Here is a 23,395-nt window from a genome sequence, read left to right as displayed (position 1 = left end):
GCAAATTCACAAATCTCTAAACCTCTGACAGATGCGACGGATTCTCAAAAAGCCCGCATCATGGATCAATCCTGACACCCTCGTTAAATTCGTAAAGCGGCAAAAATGAACCCTTACGAAGTCGTCAGTCTTCACCGAACTTGTTCTCTATCAGCCTGGCAAATTCCTTCATGGCCCGGTCCGCATCGGTACCCTCGGCCCTGATGGTGATGTTGCTTCCCTTGGGACAGGCAAGGGTAAGAATATCAAGAATACTGGTTCCGTCAACCTCAATCCCGTCTTTTTCGAAAGATATCCTGGCGTCATATTTACTTGATACGTTCACCAGCATGGCAGCGACACGGGCATGCAGCCCAAGCTCATTCTTCAGTGTAAAATTCTCTTCTTTTCTCATATACTCAGGCAGGAAACGGCCGGCGTGATCGAACAACCAGCCCCGTTTCACTGTTCCATCCAACATTCAAACCGTACGGTCCGCATCACAGTACCGAAACAACACAGACAAGAAAAGCCACCCCATAGAGAACAGCAAGGACCGGCACGCCTCGTTTTATCAGCCAGTAACAGGCAAGGACGGTCCCGAGTATTCCCGTCATCAGGAGTATCTGAGCCACGCCACCGGACGCTGGATGAGCAAGGGGGATCGCCAGGGCCGCGATCATGGAAAGAACCACGGCCGACATCAATTTGATCTGGCTGGTCCGCTCCGGCAACTTGAGGGAACCGATAAAGTTCAACGCACCCCGGCCGTCACGACATCCCTCGACAAACGCCCAACCCCTGAAAGGAAGATGAACCGCATTGTAGAGGCCGACCATGAGCAGCGGGGCGGCCGCAATGCCGCCCAGAGCCGCCATCACCCCCACAAAGGCGGAAAAAGGTTTCCACGCACCCCAGAAGAAGGGATCACCCAGCGCCGCATAGGGGGCCATGAGGGCCTCTTTCAGCCCGTCCACACGCCGCCGCTGCTCATCGTCCGATGCATCGTACTCGAGCCGTGCGACAGTGCCAAGAATGGGTGCGGAAAAATAAGGATGCGAATTGAAAAACCGTATGTGGCGTTTCAATATGTCAGACTGTCTCTTTTTTTCATCTATCCCTTTCACCAGAGGGATCAGAGCAAAGACAAAACCCAGGTTCTGCATCTTCGAATAGTTCAACGACGCCTGGATCAAAAGAGAACGGAAAAAAACCCGCACCAGGGACCACGTTCCAGGTCGTCTTTCCCCCCACCTTTCCACGGTTTCTATACCTCGCCCCCCTGCGGCCGGTACATGGATTTTCCTCTCTACAATCCTGATTTCCTTGCTAATCCAAGAACGCGGTACGCTAACATGATTAGTATTCTAAGTCAACCGTAATTGAAAAAACATTTTTTTGTTGACACCGTAATTTTTTTCTGTTACGACGCCCCCGAAAATCAGCGACGATGTCCGGCGATGAGTGTCCTTGTTCGGTTGTAGTTCCTTCATTGACATATTCATTGAACAGCAGTGGCGCTCAGAGTGAAAAGCCGGGTGAGTTGGCGACCATTCACGGTATGTCATCACGCTCCGGCTGAACAAACAAAGCACGAAGGTCAAGTCGGGTAACTGAAAAGGCTACCCGATTTTTTTACGTGCCATACCACAGAGAAAGGGGGAATGATACCCATGGTTTGTCAGACCGTAAAGGCAGGAACGGAATGTGTGTTCATGAGCAAGAAAGGCTGCACCTTTAATGGTGGAAGCTGTCACACTATCATCGAAAAATGTGAAGGCTGCGGTAGAATACTCGAATCTTCAGGAAACAAATATTGCATGCTTTATCCGGACCCGGCCGGCAAATGGGCTACCGGCATATGCCCCTCGGCCACGCATGCCAAGAAATCGAAAGAAGAAAAAGTGCAGAAACTCAATCCGCTGAAGGCATCAAAACGAAAAGCGGGGAGATAGCCATTCTTCATTGATCGTACAAGACCTGTGAAAAAAGAAAACCGGTTAAAAGAACACTCCTTTAACCGGTTTTTTTGTTTTCTCGGGCCGGGCGCCTGTCAACCGATGATCTTTTTCAATGCCATCAATTCCTTTTTTACCGCCATGAGAAGCCGGTAATGGGAATCCGAAAGGTCCGCAGATTCAGACTTCATGTCTGAGAGCCTCTGTTTCGCCCCGGCAATGGTGAACTTCTCGTCGTAGAGGAGGTCCCTGATCATCAGAAGTTCCTCCACGTCCTTTTTCCGGTACAGGCGTTGATCGGAACGGGTCCTCAGCGGTTTTACCGTCCGGAATTCAGATTCCCAGTATCGAACCACATATGGCTCCACGCCGAGAATCCTGCTTACCTCACCGATACGGAAGTAACTCTTGTCGGGAATGGTACCTTCCATGGTTCCCGGCTCCTTCCAGACGGACACAGAGGATTTGTCCCTCAGTCATTCAATGCATTCTTGAGGATCTGGCTCGGCTTGAAGGTCAAAACCCTCCTGGCGGGAATCACCAATTCTTCTCCGGTCTGGGGATTCCGGCCCTTTCGCGCCTTTTTGTCCCTGACCTGGAGGTTCCCGAATCCGGATATTTTTATACTCTCACCTTTGACCAGATTCTCCTTGATAACCTCGAAAATCGATTCAACCAGTTCCGCGGAATCCTTCCTGGAAATTCCCAACTGGTCATGAACGATCTGAACGAGATCCGACTTTGTCATGAGTCACCTCTTCCTGATATTCTTCAGACTTCCATTCCTCTTATCTTCGCCCCTGTTGTCTTTACGATCCCGTCCACCAGATCCTTGTGCGAGGCATTTACTTCTTCGTCGGTAAGGGTCCTGGCCGGCGAACGGTACGTGAAACGCAGGGCAATGCTCTTCATGCCTTCGGGAATCCCTTTTCCGGAATATACATCGAAAACACAAACGTTTTCAAGGAGTTTCTCCTGTTTTCCCCGGGCGAGATCAATTATCCGCTCCGCTTCAAGGGCCGAATCGACCACGAAGGCCACGTCCCGGGAAGAAGCCGGGTAACGTGGAATTTCCTGATACTGTATATCGCCCGTAAAGAGATCGAGCAGTTCCTGCAGTTCCAGCTCAAAGATGACCACCCGGTTCTTCAGATCCATATTCTCGAGAACGTCCGGGTGTATCTCTCCCAGAAAGCCGATATGCCGGCCGGCCGCGATAATATCGCAGGACCTTCCGGGATGAAGAAACGGCACGGTACATCCCGAGCGGTAGATAACGTCATGTATTTTCAGGGAATCGAACACGTTTTCAACGGCACCCTTCAAATCGTAGAAGTCGGACTCTTCATCATTGAAATGCCACAGGTCACCAAAACGCGACCCGCTGATGAACCCTCCCAACCGCTCCCGCTCGTGGGGCAGGGTATCCTCTCCGGTACCGATAAAGACCTTCCCCATCTCAAACATCTTGAGATCCTGGGTTCCCGTGTTCGCGTTCCTGAACGCCGTTTCCAGAAATCCATAGGTCAGGACGGTCCTCATCACCGATGTTTCTTCCGTGAGTGGATTCTTGATGCGCACATAGCGCCGGCCTTCGTCGTTCTCGGGAAGATTCAGCCGGTCGGCCAGCATCGGGCTGGTAAAGCTGTAATTGATCACTTCCGAGTATCCCATTCCGTTCAGGACGATGCGGATCGTCTCCATCAGGGTCCGTTTTCTGTCCCGTATCTCCGATACCGTCGACTGACGCGGCAGCGTCACAGGTATCTTGTCATAGCCGTATATCCTTGTGATCTCCTCGATCAGATCGGCCTCCCGGGATATATCGACCCGGAAGGTGGGCGGCGTCACGCGGTAGGTCCCGGCACCGTCACGGACAACTTTCATCTCAAGGTTTTTCAGGATGGAAACCGCCGAGCCCTCCTCTATGGTAATCCCGGCAAGCGCCTGCACGCGCTGCAGCCGCAGGGGGATATCCGTCACGGGTTCAATTTTCCTGGGATAGGCATCGATGAAACCACGGCAGACGGTACCTCCCGACGTTTCGGCGATCAACCGGGCGGCCCGGTTCGACGCCTTGATGACACCCTCGGGATCGATGCCCCGCTCGAAGCGGAACGCCGCGTCGGTGCTCATGCCGAGAGCCCGTGACGACCTCCGGATAGAAGCAGGGTTGAAATAGGCGCTTTCAAGCAGGACGGTTTCCGTATCATCGGTGACTTCCGAATTGAGACCGCCCATAATGCCGGCCACCGCCACCGGCTTCACCCCGTCGCATATCATCAATGTATCGGCCCTCAGGGTCCGCGTTTTTTCATCAAGGGAAATGAATTCCTCTCCTTCCCCCGCCCCCCGCACGACGATCCGTCCTTCCTCGAGATACCGGAAATCAAAGGCATGTAAGGGCTGGCCCATCTCCATCATAATGAAGTTCGTCACGTCAACCACGTTATTGATCGCCCGAAGGCCCACCGCTTCAAGTCTCAGCTTTATCCACAGGGGAGAGGGCCTGACCGTCACATTCCTGATGATCCGCGCCGAGTATCGGGGACACAGGTCGGGCGAGAGAATGTCCACGGATGTTATATCGCGGATATCCTCGCCGGACTCGGAAACGGTCATGTCCGGATATCGCATCGCTTTCCCCGTTATGGCCGCTATTTCCCTGGCAATACCGAGGATGCTGAGGCAATCGGAGCGATTGGGCGTAATGGACACATCAAAGGTGATATCCTTCAGATCAAGCGCATCCGCCAGATCATCCCCCGGTTTCAGTGTATCGGGCAGTGCCATGATGCCCGAGGCATCATCTCCGATTCCCAGTTCCTCGTCGGAACAGAGCATTCCTTCCGACAGCTCGCCCCGGATCCGCGATCGTTTGATCGTGTACCCGCCGGGGATGGTCGCCCCAACGGTCGCCAGCGGCGTCAGCATCCCTTCTGCGACATTCGGCGCGCCGCAGACGATCGGAAGCGTCTCCGTACCGGTCCATACCTCACAGAGGGACAGCTTCTTTGAATCGGGGTGCGGTTTTACCGAATCGATCCGGGATACGATCACACCGGTAAAACCGGGACCGGATTCTTCGATCGACTCCACCTCGAGTCCCGCCATGGTAAGCTTCCCGGCAAGCTCTTTGGTGCTCATTTCTATGTCAACGTAATCTTTCAACCACCGTAAACTGACTAACATATGCCGCCGGATCTCCTTCGATCTGGTGTTTTCATGAATCTAAACGGGGTAAGCGCATCACTGCGAGAAGAACGGAACTGAACGCCGCACATGGCCTTTACAGGAAGTTATCAAAACTGTTCCAGAAACCTTCGATCGTTCTCGAAGAACATTCGAATATCGGAAATTCCATATTTCAGCATGGCGATCCGTTCCACGCCAAGCCCGAAGGCGAACCCGGTATATTCTTCCGGGTCATATCCAACAACCTTGAAGACCTCGGGGTCCACCATACCTGATCCGAGGATCTCTATCCATCCGCTCTGACCGCAGACGCGGCATCCCGAACCCTTGCAGATGACGCACTGCATATCGACTTCCGCGCTCGGCTCCGTGAAGGGGAAAAAGCTCGCGCGAAACCGCAACGCCGTATCCATTCCGAACATCTGCCTGACAAAGTAGGTCAGCACTCCCTTGAGGTCACCGAAGGTCACATCTCTGTCGACGAGAAGCCCCTCCACTTGGTGAAACATGGGAGTATGGGATATATCCGAATCGGGCCGGTACACCTTCCCGGGAGAAACGATCCTGACGGGTGGCCGCTGCCGCTCCATGGTCCTGATCTGGACGGGTGATGTATGGGTGCGGAGAACGGTGCCCTCCGTTATGTAAAATGTGTCGTGCATGTCCCGGGCGGGGTGATCCGGGGGAATGTTCAGGGCTTCAAAATTATAATAATCCAGTTCAACTTCCGGGCCTTCGGCAATTGAAAAACCAAGGGTGGCGAAAATGTCGCAGATCTCCTTCTCAACCCGGGTTACCGGATGGACCGTACCGTACGGGGTCCTCCTCCCCGGCAGGGTAACGTCGATCTTCTCCCTTTCAAGGACCTTCGACGATTCCTGCGAGCCGAGCCTCTCCAGGGCTTCGTCGATCCTTCCGGAAATTGATTCCTTGATGTCGTTGGAAAGTTTCCCGATAAGCGGCCGGTCCTCGGGCGCCACATCCTTCAGCTTTCGGAGGACCTCCGTGAGAAGTCCTTTTCTCCCAAGGTACCGTGTTTTGACGGCGAGCAGTTCTTCTTTGCCGGTCGAGGCGTCTATTTCATCATCGGCCTGCTTTCTGAGACTTTCAAGAACCGCTCTCATTCAGCCTGTTCACCTTTCACAACCGTGACGATCTCAGAAAAAGCCTTGGGATCACTGACTGCGAGCTCGGCAAGAATTTTCCGGTCGATGTCCATGCCGGCTTTCTTCATGCCGTCGATGAATTTGCTGTATGATATCCCGTTCATACGGGCAGCGGCATTGATACGGGCAATCCACAGTTTCCTGAAATCCCGCTTCCGTGCTTTCCGGTCCCGGTAGGAATACTTCATGGCCCGTTCCACGGCTTCCGTGGCGGTCCGGTACAACCTGCTCCGAGCCCCGAAATAACCCTTGGCAAGCTTCAGGATCTTCCTTCTTTTCTTCTTTCCTGATACACTTCTTTTTACCCGTGACATTGTATGTCGATCTCCTTCACTTTATGCGTTTCTATGCATAGGGAAGCAATTTCCTGATCGCTCCGGCGTCCCGTTCGTTCAGATAGGCGTTCTGCCTGAGGTTCCTCTTCCGCTTCCTGGTTTTCTTGGTCAGAATATGACTCGCATATGCCTTGTTCCGCCGTACTTTCCCCGATGCTGTCAGCTTGAACCGCTTGGCGGCTCCTCTGTGTGTTTTAACTTTCGGCATTCAATCACCTCTTCGTTTCCGTAATCACTTCTTCGGAGAAACGATCATCGTCATGTTTCTCCCCTCCCGTTTTGGAGGCTGGTCGATGGTACATCCGTCACCCAATCTGTTCTTGATGTCTTCCATCAGTATTCTTCCCTTTTCAGAATACACGATCTCCCGCCCCCTGAACATCATCGTTATCTTGACCTTGTGATTCTGATCGAGGAATCTCTGTATGTGGCGCAATTTTACCTGCAGGTCATGTTCTTCCGTCTTTGGCCGAACACGTATCTCTTTTACCTGTATGGTGGTCTGGCTTTTTTTCGCCGCCGTCAATTTCTTGCTCTGTTGATACCGGTATTTGCCGTAATCCATGATGCGGCATACCGGCGGCGTTGCCTGTGGTGCCACCTCAACAAGGTCGAGGCCTGCCTTTTCCGCTTCTTCAAGAGCCCGGGCCAGCGGGAGAACACCCAGCTGTTCACCATCAACGGTGACCACCCGTACCTCGTGAACCCTGATCTCATCGTTGATGCGTAAATTCTTAACTATGTGCCACCTCCTGAAAGCTCGTGAGTTTAAAGTTTTATGTTACAAGTTGCAAGTTTAAAATTGACACCTTCGTAAAAAAATCCATACGCGGCGCCCGGTTTCACCCTTCGTCGTTGCCCGGTGCGCATACCGGGGCAGCGGGGAATGCTATTCATAGCGGCCGGTCTTGTCCTGTACGAGAGAGATGAACTCCTCCGGCGACATGGATTCGAGGTTCTTCCCCCCCCGTTCGCGCGGTGTCACGGTGCCCGATGTGACCTCACGGTCACCGACAACCAGGAGATAGGGCGTTTTCTGCATCTGCCCTTCCCGGATCTTGTACCCCAGTTTTTCGTTCCTGAAATCACGCTCCACACGGATACCCGCGTCAAGAAGTTTCTGATAGACCTCCTGCGCGTAAGGTATCTGACTGTCCGTAACGGTAAGAACGCCCGCCTGAACCGGGGACAGCCAGAGCGGAAAGGCTCCGGCGTAGTGTTCAATGAGAACTCCCATGAACCTTTCGATCGAGCCGAGTATGACTCGATGAAGCATGACCGGCCTGTGTCTTTCACCGTCGGGCCCAACATAGCTCAAATCAAATCGCTCGGGCAAGGTAAAATCACACTGGATAGTGGCGCATTGCCACTTTCTTCCCAGGACATCCTTCAGCTTGAAATCTATTTTCGGACCGTAGAAGGCACCGTCACCCACGTTCACCTCAAAGGAGATGTCGTTGTCCTTCAATGCCTGATCGAGGGCGTTCGTCGCGAGTTCCCAGTCCTCGTCTGAACCGATCGAATTATCGGGTCGCGTGCTCAGTTCAACCTCATAATCAAAGCGGAATATCTCCATCGCATAGGCGACAAAGTCGGCGATGGCCCTGATCTCGTCGTTCAACTGGTCGGGTGTGCACAGGATATGGGCGTCATCCTGGGTGAACTGCCGGGCGCGAAGGAGCCCGTGGAGCACGCCCGTTTTTTCGTGACGATGCACGGTGCCGAGCTCAAAGTACCTGAGCGGCAGGTCACGATAGCTGCGGATCTTTGCCTTGTATATAAGCATGTGGGCGAGGCAGTTCATGGGCTTGATGCCGTACAGCTGCTCATCCACCTCGGTAAAGTACATATTTTCCCGGTAATGATCGAAGTGACCTGATTTTTTCCAGAGATCACCCTTGAGGATCTGCGGGCCGATGACGATATCATACCCCCGCTTGAGATGTTCCCTGACCTCCCAGTCCTCGATGATCCTTCTCAGAAGCGCTCCCTTGGGATGAAAGATGATAAGACCGGACCCGGCTTCATCGTTCATCTGGAAAAGGTCCAGCTCCCGGCCGAGCTTCCGGTGGTCCCGTTTCTTTGCCTCTTCCAGAAGGGTAAGGTATTCCGTCAACTCCTCCTCGGAGGGGAAGCCGGTCCCATAGATGCGCTGCAGCATCTGCCGGTTTTCATCACCGCGCCAGTAAGCACCGGCCACGTTGAGCAGCTTGAAGGCCTTGATCATGCCCGTCGAGGGAACGTGCGGTCCCCGGCAGAGATCAACGAAATTACCCTGCTGATAGAGGGATACGGTTTTCACATCCTCGGGAAGGTCCTCGATCAGCTCCACCTTGTAGGTCTCGCCTTTTTCATCAAAGAACCGGATCGCTTCCTCCCGTGACATCACGGTTCGCTCGAAGGGATGGTCTTCCGCTATGATCTCCCGCATCCTGGCCTCGATCCTTTCGAGGTCATCGGGAGTAAAGGTATTTACGTAATCGAAATCATAGTAGAATCCGTCCTCGATCGAGGGCCCGATGGTCACCTTGACACCATCGAAAAGGTCCTTCACTGCCTCGGCCATGATATGGGAAATGCTGTGCCGCAGAACTTCGCGCCCCTCCGGGGATCCAATATCGATAAGGTCGATACGGGAGTCCACCTCCACGGGGCTGCTCATATCGACCAGTTCTCCGTTGAGCCTGGCCGCGACCGCCCGGTCAAGAGCGGATGCCTGCCATGATGACACTATTTCCTTCACTGTTTCCCCCGATCGAAACCGTGACTGTGTCCCGTCGGGGAGTTTTACCTGGATCTCACTCATGATAGTCAGCTACCTTAAAAACATGCCGTGTTCCGACCGTGAAAGGGGCCCTTTTTACCAGAAACTGAAATTCCCCTTATATCTCAATTCGTTATGATTTTACACAATCGCTGATTTAAGAAAGGGCATCATCGGTTTATCCTTCATGATGCCCTTTCCTGACCGAAAATTACATAACAAAACATGGTAGGCACGCAGGGATTTGAACCCTGGACCCCCACCGCGTCAAGGTGATGCTCTCCCCCTGAGCTACGTGCCTACATGGGGTACCCAAAAGTGTGGTTTGCTTAACAGCAAAAAGGGTTTCTGTCAAGAAATAATACATCGATTTCCCCTTCGCGGCCGGATGGTTCCCGGCAGTCACACCGCCGTAAAAACGCGCCCGCGACAGACCATTTTTATTCATTGTTCCTGGGTCCGCGCCCGGCATAGAGAAACCAGACACGTATGTAATACAATCCCGATATCACGGTAACGACCGCCGTCGACCATATGAGCGTCCCAAGGACATTATCCCACGCGTATCGCGGGAAACATTGAAAAAGCAAAACGAATACAACGGTCAGTATCTGGAACACGGTGGTCAGCTTGCTGACGAAGGCCGGTTTCATCTCAAATGAAACGGAAAGTATGAAGAAAAGGAGAATGCCGAGGAGAATGATGGAATCCCTGCTGATGACGATGACGGCAAGCCATCCCGGGATGAATCCCATTATGGAAAGGGAAACAAAGGACGTTGCGACGAGCGCCTTGTCCGCGATGGGGTCCAGATACGCTCCCAGGACCGTCTGCTGGTTGAGGACCCGTGCCAGGAAGCCGTCGAGGGCATCGGTGATCCCGGCAACAACAAAAACGACAAGCGCGGACAGGAAAGAACCGCGGATCAGGAAAATGACAAAAACAGGCACCAGAATAATACGTATCACTGTCAGGATATTGGGAATGTTCATCTCTTCAGGCACCGTTCCTTCCCGCTGCGGGTTCCGCTCACCACAGGGGCCACAGGTCCTGCTCGTGGTCCATGTCCGTCAGATAGTCAGGACCGTTGGGAAGCGTCGAAAGGGTCTCGGTCACCACTTCGGCGACAATTCGCTCATATGCTTCATAACTCTTCATCTCAAGCCGTTTTCCGGTTATATCGTAATTTCTTTCAACCGCCGTGTGTTCCGAGCGCCAGAGCATTTCACCGGTGACGGCGCTTCTGAGTTCGAACCGTGCCGTCACGGACGTAGGCGCATACAGATAGACGGGTGAGGTATCCCACTGAGCAATGGTGCAGTACATTACGGCATCCACACCGAGAAGGTCGCCCATGGTCTGCGGAGACATGGCCGCCGCCGTTCCCCCGGGATTGGTCCCGCTGAATTCCTTGATGCTCCTGTCCACCAGTGCAAGGGGCACCTTGGCATACCCTTTGAAGTACAGTTGCGATTGCACCTCGCTTCGTATCGCCCGCGCCGCCCGTTCATCGCCAGCAGTCGTATTCACCGGCATGACCGCTATCATTCTCACCCCGCGGGAAGCATAGTCGGGTACCACGGCACAGGGGGCCTTCGGCCCGCATCCATATATCGCCACGACAATGACGGACAGGAAAACCAGATCTTTGCAGCATTTCATCATAGTGAGCTTCATCATCTATTTGATTATCGTCAGTTCCACGGCTTCCGGCGAGGCATCAGTAACTGAGAGGAAACCGCCATTCAATGACAGCGAAGAAAGCGACTCGGCAAGGGCCAGGCCGCCTCCCCGGACGGAGACATCGAACCGGGCCATACCGGTCGACATGCTCCGGTATGAAAGATCCGTTACACCTTTTACGGTGTTCTTCAACAGGTCCCTGAATCCGGCAAAATCAGGGTAACTCGCTATTCCCCGGACGGTCAGAGAAACCAGGGGGGGAGCGCTTGTTTCGACACGCCACCCTTGTCCCAGCCGGACAGTTACCTCTTCAGCGGCTCTTGACGCCGCCTGCTCCATCGCTCTGGCGATTCCATCCTCGTCACCGGCACCGACAAAGGCACCATGCGCGTCCGCCGTTGCCACGGTATTTCCATCGGCGGTCCTGAGCGCACGGACGGTCACACGGGCCTCGCAGGATCTCATCGCCGTACCGGCGACAAGCTCCGACGATGATGCCAGCGCTTTTCCAAAAATGACAAGCTCCGCACCGGCATGTTCACCAAGTTCCACAAGCTCTGCGGTACTCAACTCCGTTCCAGGGAACCCGATCGACCCACCCGGCAAGGCGGGGGTAAGCTGATAATATCCTTTTCCCCGAAGCGCTGAACGGAACACGTTTTCCACCACGGACACAACTCCGGCATCATCCGCGCCGCGACCAACAATGATAACCAGTACGCCCGGGTCATCGCCCGTTTTCCGCATCATTCCGAGAGCGGTAAGCTCATCGGCGATCATCTGTTTTATGACGTACGCCCGTATCGCCACCCGGTAGCGGTCTCCGTCGCTGCCTTCATCAACCACAAAGTACTCGTCTATGAAATCCCCGGACCGCAGCAGTATGGCATCATCAATGATCTCCCTGTTATTCTCCATTGCCTCGGGAGACAGGTATCTCTCCAGAGCAAGCGCGACGGCTTTCTTCAGGGCATCGGTGACGGCCATGTCACGGGCCAGGGACATGTTTCCGTCGAAACTCGTTGACTCTCCGACCGCTTCCAGGACGAGATGTTCCCCGACCTGCGCGATTCCATGAACCGCGGGGAGCATCGTAAACGATATAAAGGAAATAAAAAGGAGGAACAGGCGAAGCCGTTTTCGGAGAGACCCGCCGTCAGGTATCAGGGGCATGGAATCAGAGCTTCTCCTTCAATTTTTCGATCTCCTCACGAACAATACGCTCCGCGATGCCGGGAAACATCTCGCGGGCGATCTTTTCGGCCATAGCTGTAACGATCTCGCGCATCTCCGGTGTCAGGGAACCTTCCCCGCCCCCTTTTCCCGGCCCTTCTTCGACAACATCGACGAGCTCGTGGATAACATCGTCTTCGTGTAATACCCTGCCATCGATGATGGTCTCTTTTTTATCGGTCACCGCGTCCCCTCCCCTTCACCAGCCCGGCTTTCACCGGCAGGTTCTTCACTCTCCGAAATGACTGTTCTGAACTACCACAGCCCCCGGCGTTGTTCAAGATATTTCATGAAGGAAAACTGCACACCGGGAAGTGTTCATCCCGTTGATATGGAAGGATATTCATAAAAAAGGGGGTTGAGATCCATACGAATTCCAACCCCCTGAGCAGGTATGTAACCACGCCCGTTTCCGGTTTAGTGGGCGCCTTCCATTGCCATCTTGATATAGATCATTGACAGCATGACGAAGACCAGCGTCTGAATGACCGAGGTAAAGATCATCAGCGCAAACATGGGAAGCGGAACAAGGAACGGGACAAGCAGCAGAATGATCGCCAGGACAAGGTCCTCACCCATGATATTCCCGAAAAGCCGGACCGACAGTGAAAGGGGACGGGCCAGATGGCTGATCAGCTCGATGGGAAGCATGAGGGGCATCATCCACCAAACAGGCCCCAGGAACTGCTTGATATAGGCGAACCCGTGAACCTTGATCCCCACGATGTGGGTCATCACGAAGACCACGAGCGCCATTGATACGGTCGTGTTCAGATTGCTCGTCGGGGATTCAAAGCCCGGAATAATACCGAGCAGGTTCGCCACCAGGATGAACAGGGCGATGGTGGCGATCAGGGGAAAGAACTTGAGGCCGTCGGACCCCATGGACTCCTCCATCAGGCCTCTGATCATTTTCATGATCACTTCAAAAATATGCTGCACTTTTCCGGGATAGATCTGAAGGTTTCGTGTAACGAGAAAGGACAAACCGGCCAGGAGCAGCATGATGAACCACGTATAGGTGACGTGCGGAGGGAAATAGGGGTTATCTAGAAATAACAGAGGATGCATCTTTCTTCCTGAACCTCCTTAGGGGATTTTTTACATTCGCGCCGATAACGGTAATTATTATATTTACCACCACCAGTGACAGACCGATGACAAGACCGATCACGGACACGGGCGTTTGCGTGACTATAACAAAAAGAGCGATTCCCGTAACACCGAAGCGGAGAAAGAACTTGAGCATGATGTACGGTTTCGCCTTGTCCGCGTAAATGAGAAAAAGCTTCTTCAGATCACGGGCAAGCCAGTAAAAATTTACGATGCTGATGAGACCGCCGAAGAGAATTCCAAGAGTCATACCGATGGAGAGGAATATCGAACTTACAAGAACGACGAAGGCCAGGATCAGCCAATTTCCCAGTTCAATCCTTTTTTGTAATGGTGATTTTTCCATCCGACCGAGGCTTCTTTGCCGTGCTACTGGGCCTCTCTTCGCTATCCGGAAGATATCGCTTGAAAAAAAGGTAATAATTCCTGAATCCGGCGACAACGCCGACAACCAGGAAGAGGATCGTGAAAATATTGCGTGTTCCGAATTTCCGATCGAGGTACGCACCGATAAACAGACTGCCAAAGACCGCAATAACCATGGCAATGCCGAGACTGCTGGCATAGGCCATTTCAAGAATAGTGCTCTTATTCCCTTTTTTCATTGACCTGGCGGCTTTTAACACAAAGTTTTTTTGAAGTCAAACAACTTTTCCCGACGATTGTATCCCTAATAAATGCCTATTTCAACCGCTCTTTATACCACTCGATGGTCCTCTTCAGGCCCTCCCTGAAATCGGTCCCGCTCTGAAATCCGAACTCCCGCAAGGCCCGTGACGTGTCGAGCATACGTCGCGGCTGCCCGTCCGGCTGCGACGTATCCCATCGGACCGTTCCCTGGAACCCCGTCAGCTCCACGATGAGCGCGACCAGGTCCCGGATGGATATCTCGAAACCGGCCCCGATGTTCACGGGCTCACTTCTGTTGTACCGTTCCATGGCAAGGATGATGGCCTCCGCCGCATCTTCCACATAGAAAAATTCCCGGGTCGCCTCGCCCGTTCCCCAGACCGTAATTTCCTCCTCCCCCGCCTCAATGGCGTCGACACACTTCTTGATGAGGGCGGGAATGACATGAGAAGAGCGGGGGTCGAAGTTATCTCCCGGCCCGAAGAGATTCACGGGAAGGAGGAAGATGGAGTTGAAACCGAACTGTCGGCGATAGGCATCGGACTGGACCAGCATCATCTTTTTCGCCAGGCCGTAAGGTGCGTTCGTTTCCTCGGGATAGCCGTTCCAGATATCATCCTCCCTGAAGGGGACCTCCGTAAATTTCGGATAGGCACAGATCGTCCCGATGGCCACGAACTTCTGAATTCCCTTCAGATACCCCCCGTGGAGAAGCTGGGTCCCCATCATCAGGTTCTCATAGAACAGCGTCGCCGGGTTCTCGCGGTTGAACCCGATGCCCCCGACCTTCGCCGCCAGGTGGATGACGATATCGGGGTTGAGCTCATCGTACATCCGGCGCACATCGGTAGCATCGACAAAATTATATTCCGGAAGGTCAGCGACCAGTATGTTCCGGTACCCCCGCTCTCTCAGTTTCCTGATGAGGTGGGTCCCCAGAAACCCCTTCCCTCCAGTAATAACGATTCTCGATTCACGATTCACGATTCACGAACCCCGCCGATTCCCGACCACAAATCCCGCGTCTACCAGCGTCTTTTCCTTCTGCGCCGTTTCCAGGTCATGGTCGATCATCATGTCTATGAGGGCTTCGAAGCCGACCCGGGGGACCCAGCCCAGCTTCTCGCGCGCCTTGGAGGCATCTCCGAGCAGCACATCGACCTCGGTGGGCCGGAAATACCGCTTATCTATTTCCACGTATTGCTTGTAATCAAGGTCGAGCTTTTCAAAAACCCGCTCGGCGAACTCGCGGACCGAGTGTGTCTCGCCCGTGGCGATAACGAAGTCGTCGGCCCTTTCCTGCTGGAGCATTATCCACATCGCCTCCACGTAATCGCCGGCGTATCCCCAGTCCCGCTTTGCCTCCAGATTCCCCAGGTAGAGCTTATCCTGAAGGCCAAGTTTTATCCGTGTCGCCGCCCGGGTGATCTTTCTCGTCACGAAGGTCTCCCCTCTTCTCGGCGATTCATGGTTGAAGAGGATGCCGTTACAGGCAAATATGCCGTAAGCCTGTCGATAGTTCTTGACCACGTAATAGGCATACACCTTCGCCGCGGCATAGGGACTCTGGGGTTCAAAAGGGGTCTTCTCGCTCTGGGGCGGCGGCGCCGCGCCGAACATTTCGCTCGACGACGCCTGGTAGAATTTTGTCTCGATGCCTGTTTTGCGGATCGCCTCCAGAAGCCGTATCGTGCCGACACCCGTCACATCACCCGTATACTCGGGCATGTCGAAACTGACGCGCACATGGCTCTGGGCGCCCAGGTGGTAGATCTCATCGGGCCTGATATCGAAGAGCAGGTCCATCAACTGGCCCGAAACGGAAAGGTCTCCGTAATGGAGATACATCCGGGCCTCGGGATCGTGAAGGTCACGGTAGAGATGGTCGATACGATCCGTGTTGAAGGTGCTGGACCTCCGGATCAGGCCGTGGACCTCGTACCCTTTGTTCAAGAGAAATTCGGTAAGATAGGAACCATCCTGGCCGGTGATTCCGGTGATAAAGGCTTTTTTCACAGGGGGCCTCCTTTGTCATATTCCATATGGAAATCTATAACCCATTACCATTGAGCAAATTATATGTTGAAAGTTAGTTTATCGTAATACGATCCTTGTTGGCATCGAAAATCTTCGCCCCCACGCCTTTCACTTCCATCAAGCCTTCCGGCGTTTTGAAGGGACCGTTCAGATCACGGTAATCAACGATACGCTGAGCGACGGTCTTGCCGATCCCGCTCAGAGTGCACAGATCATCCGCCGACGCCGTGTTGATATTGACCGGTTTCATCTCATCGGCAAAAACAACGGGAACCAATGAAACGACCAACGAAACGACAAGCAGTACAACAACGAACTTCCTGACTCTCATCATATCATCCCCCCGGATTGTATTTGGTAATGGGTTATAGATTATACCCGCCGGTATATCATTCCCTATGGAAAAGAGCTTTTACGATGCATCGGGTCGGATACGCGATGCTCAGCGAATGAACCCGCGCATCCTTAGAGCTGCGGCGAGTATTCAGCCACGATCTCGTGCAGTTTCTTCTTGATCGCCGGTGCGTCATGGGTACGGGCGATCCTCTTCAGTTCCTCGATACAGGATTCCAGGCGCCCCCGGTCCACGGTATTTCCCCGCAGGACCAGTATCTTCTCATGCTCCGTCGATACGATCCCCTCGCCTTCGGTGATCAGTTCCTCATAGAGCTTCTCACCCGGCCGCAGACCGGTGAACGCAATGGGGATGTCCGTGTACGGTTCAAGGCCGCTGAGGCGGATGAGGTCTTCCGCCATATCGAGAATGCGAACGGGGGTACCCATGTCGAGGATAAATATCTCACCGCCTGTTCCCATGGCACCCGCCTGGAGGATCAACTGAGCCGCCTCGGGAATACTCATGAAATATCGTGTCACTTCGCGGTGGGTCACCGTGACGGGCGTGCCCCGCGCTATCTGTTCCTGGAAAAGGGGAATGACCGAACCGGAACTGCCGATGACATTTCCGAACCGGACCGCCATGAACCGTGTCCGGCCGCCGTTGATGGATTCGATGAGCATCTCGGCGACCCGTTTCGTCGCACCCATCACATTTACGGGGCGTACTGCCTTGTCCGTCGAGACCAGCACAAAGCGTCCTGTTTCGTATCTCAGGGCCGTCTCTGCGACATTCCGGGTGCCGCAGATATTGTTGACAACGGCTTCCCAGGGATTCACTTCCTGCATGGGGACATGCTTGTACGCCGCGGCATGAAAGACCACATCGGGACGGAATTCACGGAAGGTCTGTTCCAGGGATTCCTCGTCCCGTATATCGACCAGGAAGGGATGAACGGGAATATCTTCAAAGAGCTGCCGGCACTCCATTTCGATACTGAACAGGTTGAACTCACTGAAATCGAGCAAACCCAGCGCCGCCGGTCCGAACCGGCATATCTGCCGCACCAGCTCGGAACCGATTGATCCGCCGGCCCCCGTGACGAGGACCTTTTTCCCCGAGAGATACTGTTCGATCCCGTCCTCATCGAGATGGACCTCTTCCCGGCCGAGGAGGTCTGCCAGGGTCACATCCCTGATCCGCTTCACCGACACCTTGCCTTCGATCAGTTCCCAGATGCCCGGCACGGTCCGGAACCTCTTTCCCGTCTGCTCGCAGAGGCCGACGATCCGCCGCATCTGCTCGCCCCTGACGGAGGGGATTGCAATAATGATCTCCTCCACCCTATTCTTTTTCACCACCTTCTGGATCTGATCAACGGCTCCCAGGACGGGCACACCATGGATGGACCGGTTCATCTTGTGTGTATCGTCATCCAGAAACCCGACCACGTTATACTGGAGATTCGCCGTTTCCATGATCTCTCTCAACAGTTTCTCCCCCGCATCACCCGCTCCGATGAGGAGGATGTTTTTCGCGTCCGCCGGTGGCTTCCATAGTGAAGAAACCGCGAAATGCCCGTTCATCCGCGAATAGAAGAGCCTGATCGCGACCCGGTATCCTCCGACCATGAAAAAGGTGAGGATGAAATCTATGGCGAACACGCTTCTCGGAAATCCGATAAACCGGACGGCGAGAAGCAGCATCAGCGCGATTATGGCCGACGATGTCAGGCAGGCCTTCAAAAGATCGATGATGTCATGCAAGCTCGTGTAGCGCCACATGCCCTTGTACTGGTCGAAAAAGTTAAAGCATAAAAGCTTCAACGGCACGACCCAGACAACGGTCTTTACGAATCCTGCAAAAAATACCGGGGGGATATCGCCGTCAAACCTGAGAAAATAGGCGGCGTAATACGAGAGGAGGACGAGAACCGCGTCCCCTAGAAGCATGAACCAGAAGTTCTTATTTCTTACCATGAACGGCATTCTAATAACACATAATGGTCTGATTGCAACAATTTTATGCGGCTTTGCAGTTGCGGATCACCGCCACGATCCGCTCGAGGTCGTCCTTTGACAGGGCCGTTCCCGAGGGCAGGCAGAGACCGCGTTCAAAGAGGTACTCGCTGACCGCTCCTCCCACAACCCGTGCTTCATACCGCCTGAGCCCCCTGTTTCCATTCCCGATCCCCGATTCATAATCCGTAATCCCTAATCCGTAATCCTTAATCCCTTTCACATTGAACACCGGCTGCGCGTGCATCGGCTTCCACAGGGGCCGCGATTCGATATTTTCCGCCTCGAGGGCCCGGCGAACCTGTTCCCGGTCGGCACCGAATGCTTCAGGTTCGATCAGAATAACCGTCAGCCAGCAGTTCGATTTTCCATAGGGAGCCTCGGGCATGAAGGATATGCCGGGAAGCTTCTTCAAGGCATCCTGATAGAATTCACGGATGCGGCGACGGGCATCGACCCGTTCGTCAAGGACCCGCAACTGTCCCCTGCCGATGGCGGCCACGATGTTGCTCATCCGGTAGTTATAGCCTATCTGCGAATGCTCGTAGTGGGGCGCATCATCCCTTGCCTGTTGCGACAGGAACCGGGCCTGGTCGATCATCGCCCTGTCATCCGAGGCAAGCATGCCGCCTCCGGAGGTGGTGATGATCTTGTTCCCGTTGAAGGAGAACACCGCGGCCCATGCCCCAACACCGGCGCTTCGGCCCCTGCAGGTTGCACCGAGGGATTCGGCGGCATCAACAATAACGGGAATTTCATAGGGTTCACAGATGTCGCGGATCCTGTCCAGGTCGGCGCACTGTCCGTACAGGTCAGTTGGGACCACCGCTTTCGGCAGGCTGCCGGCCGCGGCACACCGTTTGAGTTCCTCCTCGAGCAGCCCCGGGTCCATGTTCCAAGAGACACGGTCGGCATCGATAAAGACGGGACGTGCCCCCTGAAAGATGATGGGAGTGACGCTGCCGATGAAGGTCAGTGTTGAGGCGAAGATCTCGTCGCCGGGGCCGGCATCGAGAATCCGCAGGGCCAGGTGTATCGCCGCCGTTCCGCTCGCCAGGGCCACGGCATGGGAGATCCCGACCCGCTCGCAGAACTCACGTTCAAAGGCGTTAACCTGGGGCCCCAGGGGAGCAATGTAATTACTTTCAAAGGCTTCCCGGATAAAATCGAGTTCCTGTCCCCCCATGTGGGGCGGGGAAAGGAAGATGCGTTTTGTTTTTGTTTTTATCATTTAGACAAATCTGCTTTGATTTACGCAATATGTGGCTTGGTTTTTTTTATCACTTTCGCTGGAACCCCGGCGGCGATACAGTTCTCGGGAATGTCACAACTAACAAAACTCAATGCACCGACAATAGAATTTGCACCTACAGTCACACCCGGCATGATAACACTGTGGCTTCCCACACGACAGCCCTTCTTCAGTAACACTGGTCCGCTTTTTCCATCAATGGTAGAGACGGAATAAATGGAACAATGTGATCCTATTTGTACAAAATCCTCAATCGTGACTCCATATTTTGCATTGATGTAACTGAAGGCACCTATGTCCGTTTTATAACCTAATCTCAGTCCATAAACATTCCGGACCACCCAGTTATACTTGGTCGGTTTCCCCTCTTCAATCTCAGGATATTCCCAATCAGCAAAACGGTCTTGATCACTCATTGTTTTTTGATCCTATAAATTCTTCCATTGTTGCTTGCCCTGGCTGATTAATTCCCTCACGTTTCAAAATTTTCCAAATCGTTAAAATAATAATTTTTAAATCCAGCCAGAATGATTGATTATCGACATACCATACATCATACTGAAATTTTTCTTCCCAGGTAATTGCATTACGACCATTTATCTGCGCCCAACCTGTGATACCCGGCTTTACTTCATGGCGGCGCGCCTGCTCGGGTGTATATCTCTCTAAATATTGCATAAGTAATGGTCTGGGTCCGACAACACTCATATCGCCCTTTAAAACATTTAACAATTCTGGCAATTCATCCAAACTGGTGCTCCGAAGAAAACGTCCGAATTTAGTCAAGCGGTGTCTGTCAGGTAACAGACTCCCGTCCTTATTCCTTTCATCCGTCATAGTGCGAAACTTATAGATGGTAAAAGGCCTGCCATGCAACCCTGGACGTATCTGGCGGAAAAGGACCGGCGACCCAATCTTAAGGCGTACCAGGAATCCTATCACACACAAAACGGGCACTAGAATGATCATGGAAGGAACAGCAATCGCCAGATCAAAGAGCTGTCTTCCCGGTTTCTTGTGCGGTTCATAAACAGACATCATCCTCATACGTTTGTTGCTGCTACATCGGTAGTTTCAGCCACATGTTTTTTCCAATACTGCCAACAATTCTTCTGCTAAATCATCACGTGCAAAGCGGGACTTGGCTAGTTTAAAGGCCGCTTGTCCGGCCCTTGTTACCCTACCTGGTTCGGAAAGAAAATCATGCAGTATCTCAGCGGATCGTAAGGCATCATTTGGCGGCACAACCAATCCAGCCCCTGTTTCACGTATCAAATCCGCCTGCCATCCGCCATAATTTATCATAATTGGCCGTCCAGCAGCTAATGCATCAAAAAACTTATTTGCAGAATTATTCCACAGTTCCTTCAAATTTATAACGAACGAACTCGTTATTGTTGCTGCCGAAAGTAAATGCGGCATCTCTGATTTTGAGACCGACGGCAACATCCATAGATTTTTTCCCAGCACACCGGCACTAAAGGCTTTTTCCCTAATTTTCTTTTGTTCCTTACCTTCACCAACAATCAAAAAACGAACCGATGCATCGATTCGTATCATAGCAGTTGCTATTTCAACAAGATATCCAACTCCATTAATGAGACCAAGCGTACCTGCGTAAAGAACAAGTGGCCCATCCCGCAAATCCGGGTGTAACCTCAGAAACGCATCCCTCTCGCTTTCTGAAATTTGAAACATCTCAATATCACAGCTGTTGGGTACTACATACACCTTGTTTTCTGGATACCCAGTTTTAATTATACCTGCAGCCATGCCAGGAGATAAAGCTACTATGGCTTCTGAATTCTTGTAAGCAAAACACTCAAACCATCTCGTTGCCTTTTTTAAAAATATGTTCTTGATCGCGCCCACGGCAATGGGTATCTCCGGCCACAGATCTCGCACTTCAAAAACCATCGGTTTTTTCAACCGCCGGGCAGCATACACTGCTGGTAAGGCAATAGTTAATGGAGTACTGGTTGCAAATATTATATCTCCACCAACTTTTACAGCCTTTAGGGCGGATAAAAGGGCAAACTTCATAAAAGCCATTATTCGTGCCGTAAATCTCATCTTGTTTGAATAAGGCACATGTAACCAGTAGACATGAATACCATCAATATTTTCTTCCATCCATCTGTAAAAATAACGAGAATTCTCTCTTTGTGACGTGATCATATGTACTTCATGTCCTGCAATAATGAAACGTCTCGCCATCTCATATGAACGCGTTCCACCTGACATAGAAGGGGTATTAAAATATTGATGGAGATAGATAATTTTCATATCCAATTCTTCACGCCACTTCAACGCTCCTCCTGAAAATTGAAGGGTTTTTGATGCTCCGCGCATAGCCCGGCAATCCATCTTTCCCATATATTATGGATGAAAGGATAAAGATGTAACAAAATTTATAAAGGGTATGTCCTCCCGAACTATTCAAGAGAGAAGAAAAAAGAAAGGCTGAATATGTTATTAACATAAACACATTGCCCGTTTTATTTAAATAAAACCATGTCATGAACAGAATAAATATTAGCGCAGCGCTTCCAATAATACCAAAAGCAAAGAAAAACGAATGAAGGATAGAATATTCTCTATTAATATTTTCTCCGCTTTCTTCCCCGAAAAAAACTGTTGCTGCATTAAAACCACGACCAAAAAATAGACCGCCTTCGTTCTTAAAGATTTTATAATAATTAAACAGGGAACGGAGTCTTGAATTGCCATGACCTTCTTCAGAAACACTTTGGATAGAAGTGACGATTCTTCCGTAATTAAAGCTATTATCAAGTATTTTCATAACTTCTGACTGATACACCAATAAAAAAACGACTGTTATCATTATAAATAACGGCACTGAAAACAAGATGATAAGCTTTTTAATGTTTCGTTTTTGAAATATAACGTATCTGACACAAAACATAATGGCCATAAGTACCATGACAACATATACAGTCCCGGAAGCCACAAGATGAGCTACGAAAAGAGATAATATAATCCCTAAAATCCTCTTTCGCACCAGAGAATCAAACAACACGATACTTATTACTGGCGCAAACGCTGATGGTTCCGAAAACATGGCACGCCACCGAGTAAAACCATATCCTATCTCTACAAAATAGTTCGGGAAAAAAAACGCCCCGATTACTGTAAGAAACAAAGATGCATAACAAAATGTAAGCAATACACGATAAAAAACATGCCAGTTAAAGAAATGCATAGCAAAAATCAAAATAATGACTATATATGCATATAATCGCGACAGCTTGATGATATATTCAAAAGTGAAGTGATCAATCACTAACATAAGATGACCGAGCAAAATAATATAACCACCTATAATAAACATCACATATTTAATATTAATTCTTACAGTCCCCTTCAATAGTGAAAGGAAATACACAGTAAGTATTCCTGCGGTTTCAACGGAAACTATATTTATTAGATCTAGAGGGCGAGGTCCCCTACAGATGAAATATTTTGCAACAAAGAAAACTGTTGCAATCCAAACAAGAAGGCTTCCGGCATTACCTATCCCGTCTGAATTCGTATCAACTGACAAAGACTTATTCAGCGAATATCCTCTGGCAGGCATAGACGTAACATCTAAAATTTTTCTATCGTGTGAATTGTAAAAAGAAGAATCGTGGCGGCAGGTCATGGATTTAATATCGTGCCTTTAAGAAAATTTT

The 23,395-nt window shown here is 51.8% G+C and carries 27 protein-coding genes and 1 tRNA gene; 1 reads left to right on the top strand and 27 read right to left on the bottom strand.

Annotation, left to right across the window (positions count from 1 at the left end):
- Positions 1-124: 124 nt before the first annotated feature.
- Positions 125-394: an HPr family phosphocarrier protein gene (locus JXO48_03530; protein ID MBN2282940.1), complete on the bottom strand. Its 270-nt coding sequence runs from the start codon at positions 392-394 to the stop codon at positions 125-127.
- 85 nt (positions 395-479) lie between these two features.
- Positions 480-1,241 carry a PTS system mannose/fructose/sorbose family transporter subunit IID gene (locus JXO48_03525; protein ID MBN2282939.1) on the bottom strand — a complete coding sequence of 254 codons (762 nt, stop codon included), beginning with the start codon at positions 1,239-1,241 and terminating at the stop codon, positions 480-482.
- A 411-nt stretch (positions 1,242-1,652) separates the two neighbouring features.
- Between JXO48_03525 and JXO48_03520 the strand changes: the two genes are divergently transcribed.
- Positions 1,653-1,934 carry a PxxKW family cysteine-rich protein gene (locus JXO48_03520; protein MBN2282938.1) on the top strand — a complete coding sequence of 94 codons (282 nt, stop codon included), beginning with the start codon at positions 1,653-1,655 and terminating at the stop codon, positions 1,932-1,934.
- A 98-nt stretch (positions 1,935-2,032) separates the two neighbouring features.
- On the opposite strand, the gene JXO48_03515 is transcribed toward JXO48_03520, so the two are convergent.
- The 25 genes from JXO48_03515 to JXO48_03395 all read right to left on the bottom strand — a co-directional run bounded on the left by JXO48_03515 (position 2,033) and on the right by JXO48_03395 (position 23,298).
- Entirely contained in the window at positions 2,033-2,368 is a 336-nt protein-coding gene (locus tag JXO48_03515; GenBank protein MBN2282937.1) for a MerR family transcriptional regulator, read from the bottom strand.
- Between the two features lie 41 nt (positions 2,369-2,409).
- The gene (locus JXO48_03510; protein ID MBN2282936.1) at positions 2,410-2,685 is read right to left on the bottom strand and encodes an integration host factor subunit alpha; all 276 of its coding nucleotides are present in this window, start codon (positions 2,683-2,685) and stop codon (positions 2,410-2,412) included.
- 23 nt (positions 2,686-2,708) lie between these two features.
- Positions 2,709-5,129 (bottom strand): phenylalanine--tRNA ligase subunit beta, encoded by a 2,421-nt coding sequence (locus JXO48_03505; protein MBN2282935.1) that lies wholly within the window; start codon positions 5,127-5,129, stop codon positions 2,709-2,711.
- Between the two features lie 110 nt (positions 5,130-5,239).
- Positions 5,240-6,256, bottom strand: a complete 1,017-nt coding sequence (gene pheS, locus JXO48_03500; GenBank protein ID MBN2282934.1) for a phenylalanine--tRNA ligase subunit alpha — start codon at positions 6,254-6,256, stop codon at positions 5,240-5,242.
- Positions 6,253-6,612 (bottom strand): 50S ribosomal protein L20, encoded by a 360-nt coding sequence (gene rplT / locus JXO48_03495; GenBank protein MBN2282933.1) that lies wholly within the window; start codon positions 6,610-6,612, stop codon positions 6,253-6,255. Before rplT ends, pheS begins: the two co-directional genes overlap by 4 nt.
- A 31-nt stretch (positions 6,613-6,643) precedes the next feature.
- Complete coding sequence (gene rpmI, locus JXO48_03490; GenBank protein MBN2282932.1) at positions 6,644-6,841, bottom strand: 50S ribosomal protein L35; 198 nt, start codon at positions 6,839-6,841, stop codon at positions 6,644-6,646.
- A 24-nt stretch (positions 6,842-6,865) separates the two neighbouring features.
- The gene (gene infC, locus JXO48_03485; GenBank protein ID MBN2282931.1) at positions 6,866-7,375 is read right to left on the bottom strand and encodes a translation initiation factor IF-3; all 510 of its coding nucleotides are present in this window, start codon (positions 7,373-7,375) and stop codon (positions 6,866-6,868) included.
- 147 nt (positions 7,376-7,522) lie between these two features.
- Positions 7,523-9,439, bottom strand: a complete 1,917-nt coding sequence (gene thrS, locus JXO48_03480; protein MBN2282930.1) for a threonine--tRNA ligase — start codon at positions 9,437-9,439, stop codon at positions 7,523-7,525.
- A 184-nt stretch (positions 9,440-9,623) separates the two neighbouring features.
- Positions 9,624-9,698 (bottom strand) — tRNA-Val (locus JXO48_03475).
- Between the two features lie 139 nt (positions 9,699-9,837).
- Complete coding sequence (locus tag JXO48_03470) at positions 9,838-10,389, bottom strand: CDP-alcohol phosphatidyltransferase family protein (protein MBN2282929.1); 552 nt, start codon at positions 10,387-10,389, stop codon at positions 9,838-9,840.
- Positions 10,390-10,426: 37 nt separating this feature from the next.
- Positions 10,427-11,077, bottom strand: a complete 651-nt coding sequence (locus tag JXO48_03465) for a DUF799 family lipoprotein (protein MBN2282928.1) — start codon at positions 11,075-11,077, stop codon at positions 10,427-10,429.
- A complete protein-coding gene (locus tag JXO48_03460) occupies positions 11,078-12,253 on the bottom strand; it encodes a hypothetical protein (protein MBN2282927.1) in 1,176 nt (391 codons plus the stop codon).
- 4 nt (positions 12,254-12,257) lie between these two features.
- Positions 12,258-12,497: a hypothetical protein gene (locus JXO48_03455; protein MBN2282926.1), complete on the bottom strand. Its 240-nt coding sequence runs from the start codon at positions 12,495-12,497 to the stop codon at positions 12,258-12,260.
- 233 nt (positions 12,498-12,730) lie between these two features.
- Positions 12,731-13,384 carry a F0F1 ATP synthase subunit A gene (atpB, locus tag JXO48_03450; protein ID MBN2282925.1) on the bottom strand — a complete coding sequence of 218 codons (654 nt, stop codon included), beginning with the start codon at positions 13,382-13,384 and terminating at the stop codon, positions 12,731-12,733.
- Positions 13,359-13,772, bottom strand: a complete 414-nt coding sequence (locus tag JXO48_03445; GenBank protein MBN2282924.1) for an ATP synthase subunit I — start codon at positions 13,770-13,772, stop codon at positions 13,359-13,361. The genes atpB and JXO48_03445 overlap by 26 nt, the downstream gene beginning before the upstream one ends.
- Complete coding sequence (locus JXO48_03440) at positions 13,741-14,031, bottom strand: AtpZ/AtpI family protein (GenBank protein MBN2282923.1); 291 nt, start codon at positions 14,029-14,031, stop codon at positions 13,741-13,743. Before JXO48_03440 ends, JXO48_03445 begins: the two co-directional genes overlap by 32 nt.
- Positions 14,032-14,107: 76 nt before the next feature.
- Positions 14,108-15,043: a GDP-L-fucose synthase gene (locus tag JXO48_03435; protein MBN2282922.1), complete on the bottom strand. Its 936-nt coding sequence runs from the start codon at positions 15,041-15,043 to the stop codon at positions 14,108-14,110.
- Positions 15,044-16,072, bottom strand: coding sequence for a GDP-mannose 4,6-dehydratase (gmd, locus tag JXO48_03430; protein MBN2282921.1), 1,029 nt, complete (start codon positions 16,070-16,072; stop codon positions 15,044-15,046). It lies immediately after the preceding gene.
- Between the two features lie 73 nt (positions 16,073-16,145).
- Positions 16,146-16,427, bottom strand: a complete 282-nt coding sequence (locus JXO48_03425) for a helix-hairpin-helix domain-containing protein (protein ID MBN2282920.1) — start codon at positions 16,425-16,427, stop codon at positions 16,146-16,148.
- Between the two features lie 131 nt (positions 16,428-16,558).
- A complete protein-coding gene (locus tag JXO48_03420) occupies positions 16,559-18,418 on the bottom strand; it encodes a polysaccharide biosynthesis protein (GenBank protein ID MBN2282919.1) in 1,860 nt (619 codons plus the stop codon).
- A gap of 34 nt (positions 18,419-18,452) precedes the next feature.
- On the bottom strand, positions 18,453-19,679 hold the full coding sequence (locus JXO48_03415; protein ID MBN2282918.1) for an aminotransferase class I/II-fold pyridoxal phosphate-dependent enzyme: 1,227 nt from the start codon (positions 19,677-19,679) through the stop codon (positions 18,453-18,455).
- Positions 19,680-19,699: 20 nt separating this feature from the next.
- Complete coding sequence (locus tag JXO48_03410) at positions 19,700-20,116, bottom strand: acyltransferase (protein MBN2282917.1); 417 nt, start codon at positions 20,114-20,116, stop codon at positions 19,700-19,702.
- Positions 20,109-20,738, bottom strand: a complete 630-nt coding sequence (locus tag JXO48_03405) for a sugar transferase (protein MBN2282916.1) — start codon at positions 20,736-20,738, stop codon at positions 20,109-20,111. Before JXO48_03405 ends, JXO48_03410 begins: the two co-directional genes overlap by 8 nt.
- A gap of 36 nt (positions 20,739-20,774) precedes the next feature.
- Complete coding sequence (locus JXO48_03400) at positions 20,775-21,986, bottom strand: glycosyltransferase family 4 protein (protein ID MBN2282915.1); 1,212 nt, start codon at positions 21,984-21,986, stop codon at positions 20,775-20,777.
- 10 nt (positions 21,987-21,996) lie between these two features.
- Complete coding sequence (locus tag JXO48_03395; GenBank protein ID MBN2282914.1) at positions 21,997-23,298, bottom strand: hypothetical protein; 1,302 nt, start codon at positions 23,296-23,298, stop codon at positions 21,997-21,999.
- Positions 23,299-23,395: the final 97 nt, after the last annotated feature.

It is taken from the genome of Deltaproteobacteria bacterium, from assembly GCA_016933965.1.
Taxonomy (GTDB): domain Bacteria; phylum Desulfobacterota; class Syntrophia; order Syntrophales; family UBA2210; genus JAFGTS01.
The sequence above is the reverse complement of the archived record's forward strand: the minus strand, read 5'-3'. Positions and strand labels throughout refer to the sequence as shown.

Bases quoted from the DNA above. Each gene is read 5' to 3' on its own strand.
- thrS (MBN2282930.1), bottom strand. From the start codon at position 9,439: ATGAGTGAGATCCAGGTAAAACTCCCCGACGGGACACAGTCACGGTTT.
- JXO48_03400 (MBN2282915.1), bottom strand. From the start codon at position 21,986: ATGAAAATTATCTATCTCCATCAATATTTTAATACCCCTTCTATGTCA.
- rpmI (MBN2282932.1), bottom strand. From the start codon at position 6,841: ATGCCGAAAGTTAAAACACACAGAGGAGCCGCCAAGCGGTTCAAGCTG.
- JXO48_03440 (MBN2282923.1), bottom strand. From the start codon at position 14,031: ATGAAAAAAGGGAATAAGAGCACTATTCTTGAAATGGCCTATGCCAGC.
- pheS (MBN2282934.1), bottom strand. From the start codon at position 6,256: ATGAGAGCGGTTCTTGAAAGTCTCAGAAAGCAGGCCGATGATGAAATA.
- JXO48_03425 (MBN2282920.1), bottom strand. From the start codon at position 16,427: ATGATGAGAGTCAGGAAGTTCGTTGTTGTACTGCTTGTCGTTTCGTTG.
- JXO48_03415 (MBN2282918.1), bottom strand. From the start codon at position 19,679: ATGATAAAAACAAAAACAAAACGCATCTTCCTTTCCCCGCCCCACATG.
- JXO48_03530 (MBN2282940.1), bottom strand. From the start codon at position 394: ATGAGAAAAGAAGAGAATTTTACACTGAAGAATGAGCTTGGGCTGCAT.
- JXO48_03520 (MBN2282938.1), top strand. From the start codon at position 1,653: ATGGTTTGTCAGACCGTAAAGGCAGGAACGGAATGTGTGTTCATGAGC.
- JXO48_03460 (MBN2282927.1), bottom strand. From the start codon at position 12,253: ATGCCCCTGATACCTGACGGCGGGTCTCTCCGAAAACGGCTTCGCCTG.
- JXO48_03410 (MBN2282917.1), bottom strand. From the start codon at position 20,116: ATGAGTGATCAAGACCGTTTTGCTGATTGGGAATATCCTGAGATTGAA.
- JXO48_03395 (MBN2282914.1), bottom strand. From the start codon at position 23,298: ATGCCTGCCAGAGGATATTCGCTGAATAAGTCTTTGTCAGTTGATACG.
- JXO48_03405 (MBN2282916.1), bottom strand. From the start codon at position 20,738: ATGTCTGTTTATGAACCGCACAAGAAACCGGGAAGACAGCTCTTTGAT.
- JXO48_03420 (MBN2282919.1), bottom strand. From the start codon at position 18,418: ATGCCGTTCATGGTAAGAAATAAGAACTTCTGGTTCATGCTTCTAGGG.
- JXO48_03505 (MBN2282935.1), bottom strand. From the start codon at position 5,129: ATGTTAGTCAGTTTACGGTGGTTGAAAGATTACGTTGACATAGAAATG.
- atpB (MBN2282925.1), bottom strand. From the start codon at position 13,384: ATGCATCCTCTGTTATTTCTAGATAACCCCTATTTCCCTCCGCACGTC.
- JXO48_03465 (MBN2282928.1), bottom strand. From the start codon at position 11,077: ATGATGAAGCTCACTATGATGAAATGCTGCAAAGATCTGGTTTTCCTG.
- rplT (MBN2282933.1), bottom strand. From the start codon at position 6,612: ATGTCACGGGTAAAAAGAAGTGTATCAGGAAAGAAGAAAAGAAGGAAG.
- JXO48_03445 (MBN2282924.1), bottom strand. From the start codon at position 13,772: ATGGAAAAATCACCATTACAAAAAAGGATTGAACTGGGAAATTGGCTG.
- JXO48_03470 (MBN2282929.1), bottom strand. From the start codon at position 10,389: ATGAACATTCCCAATATCCTGACAGTGATACGTATTATTCTGGTGCCT.
- JXO48_03515 (MBN2282937.1), bottom strand. From the start codon at position 2,368: ATGGAAGGTACCATTCCCGACAAGAGTTACTTCCGTATCGGTGAGGTA.
- JXO48_03510 (MBN2282936.1), bottom strand. From the start codon at position 2,685: ATGACAAAGTCGGATCTCGTTCAGATCGTTCATGACCAGTTGGGAATT.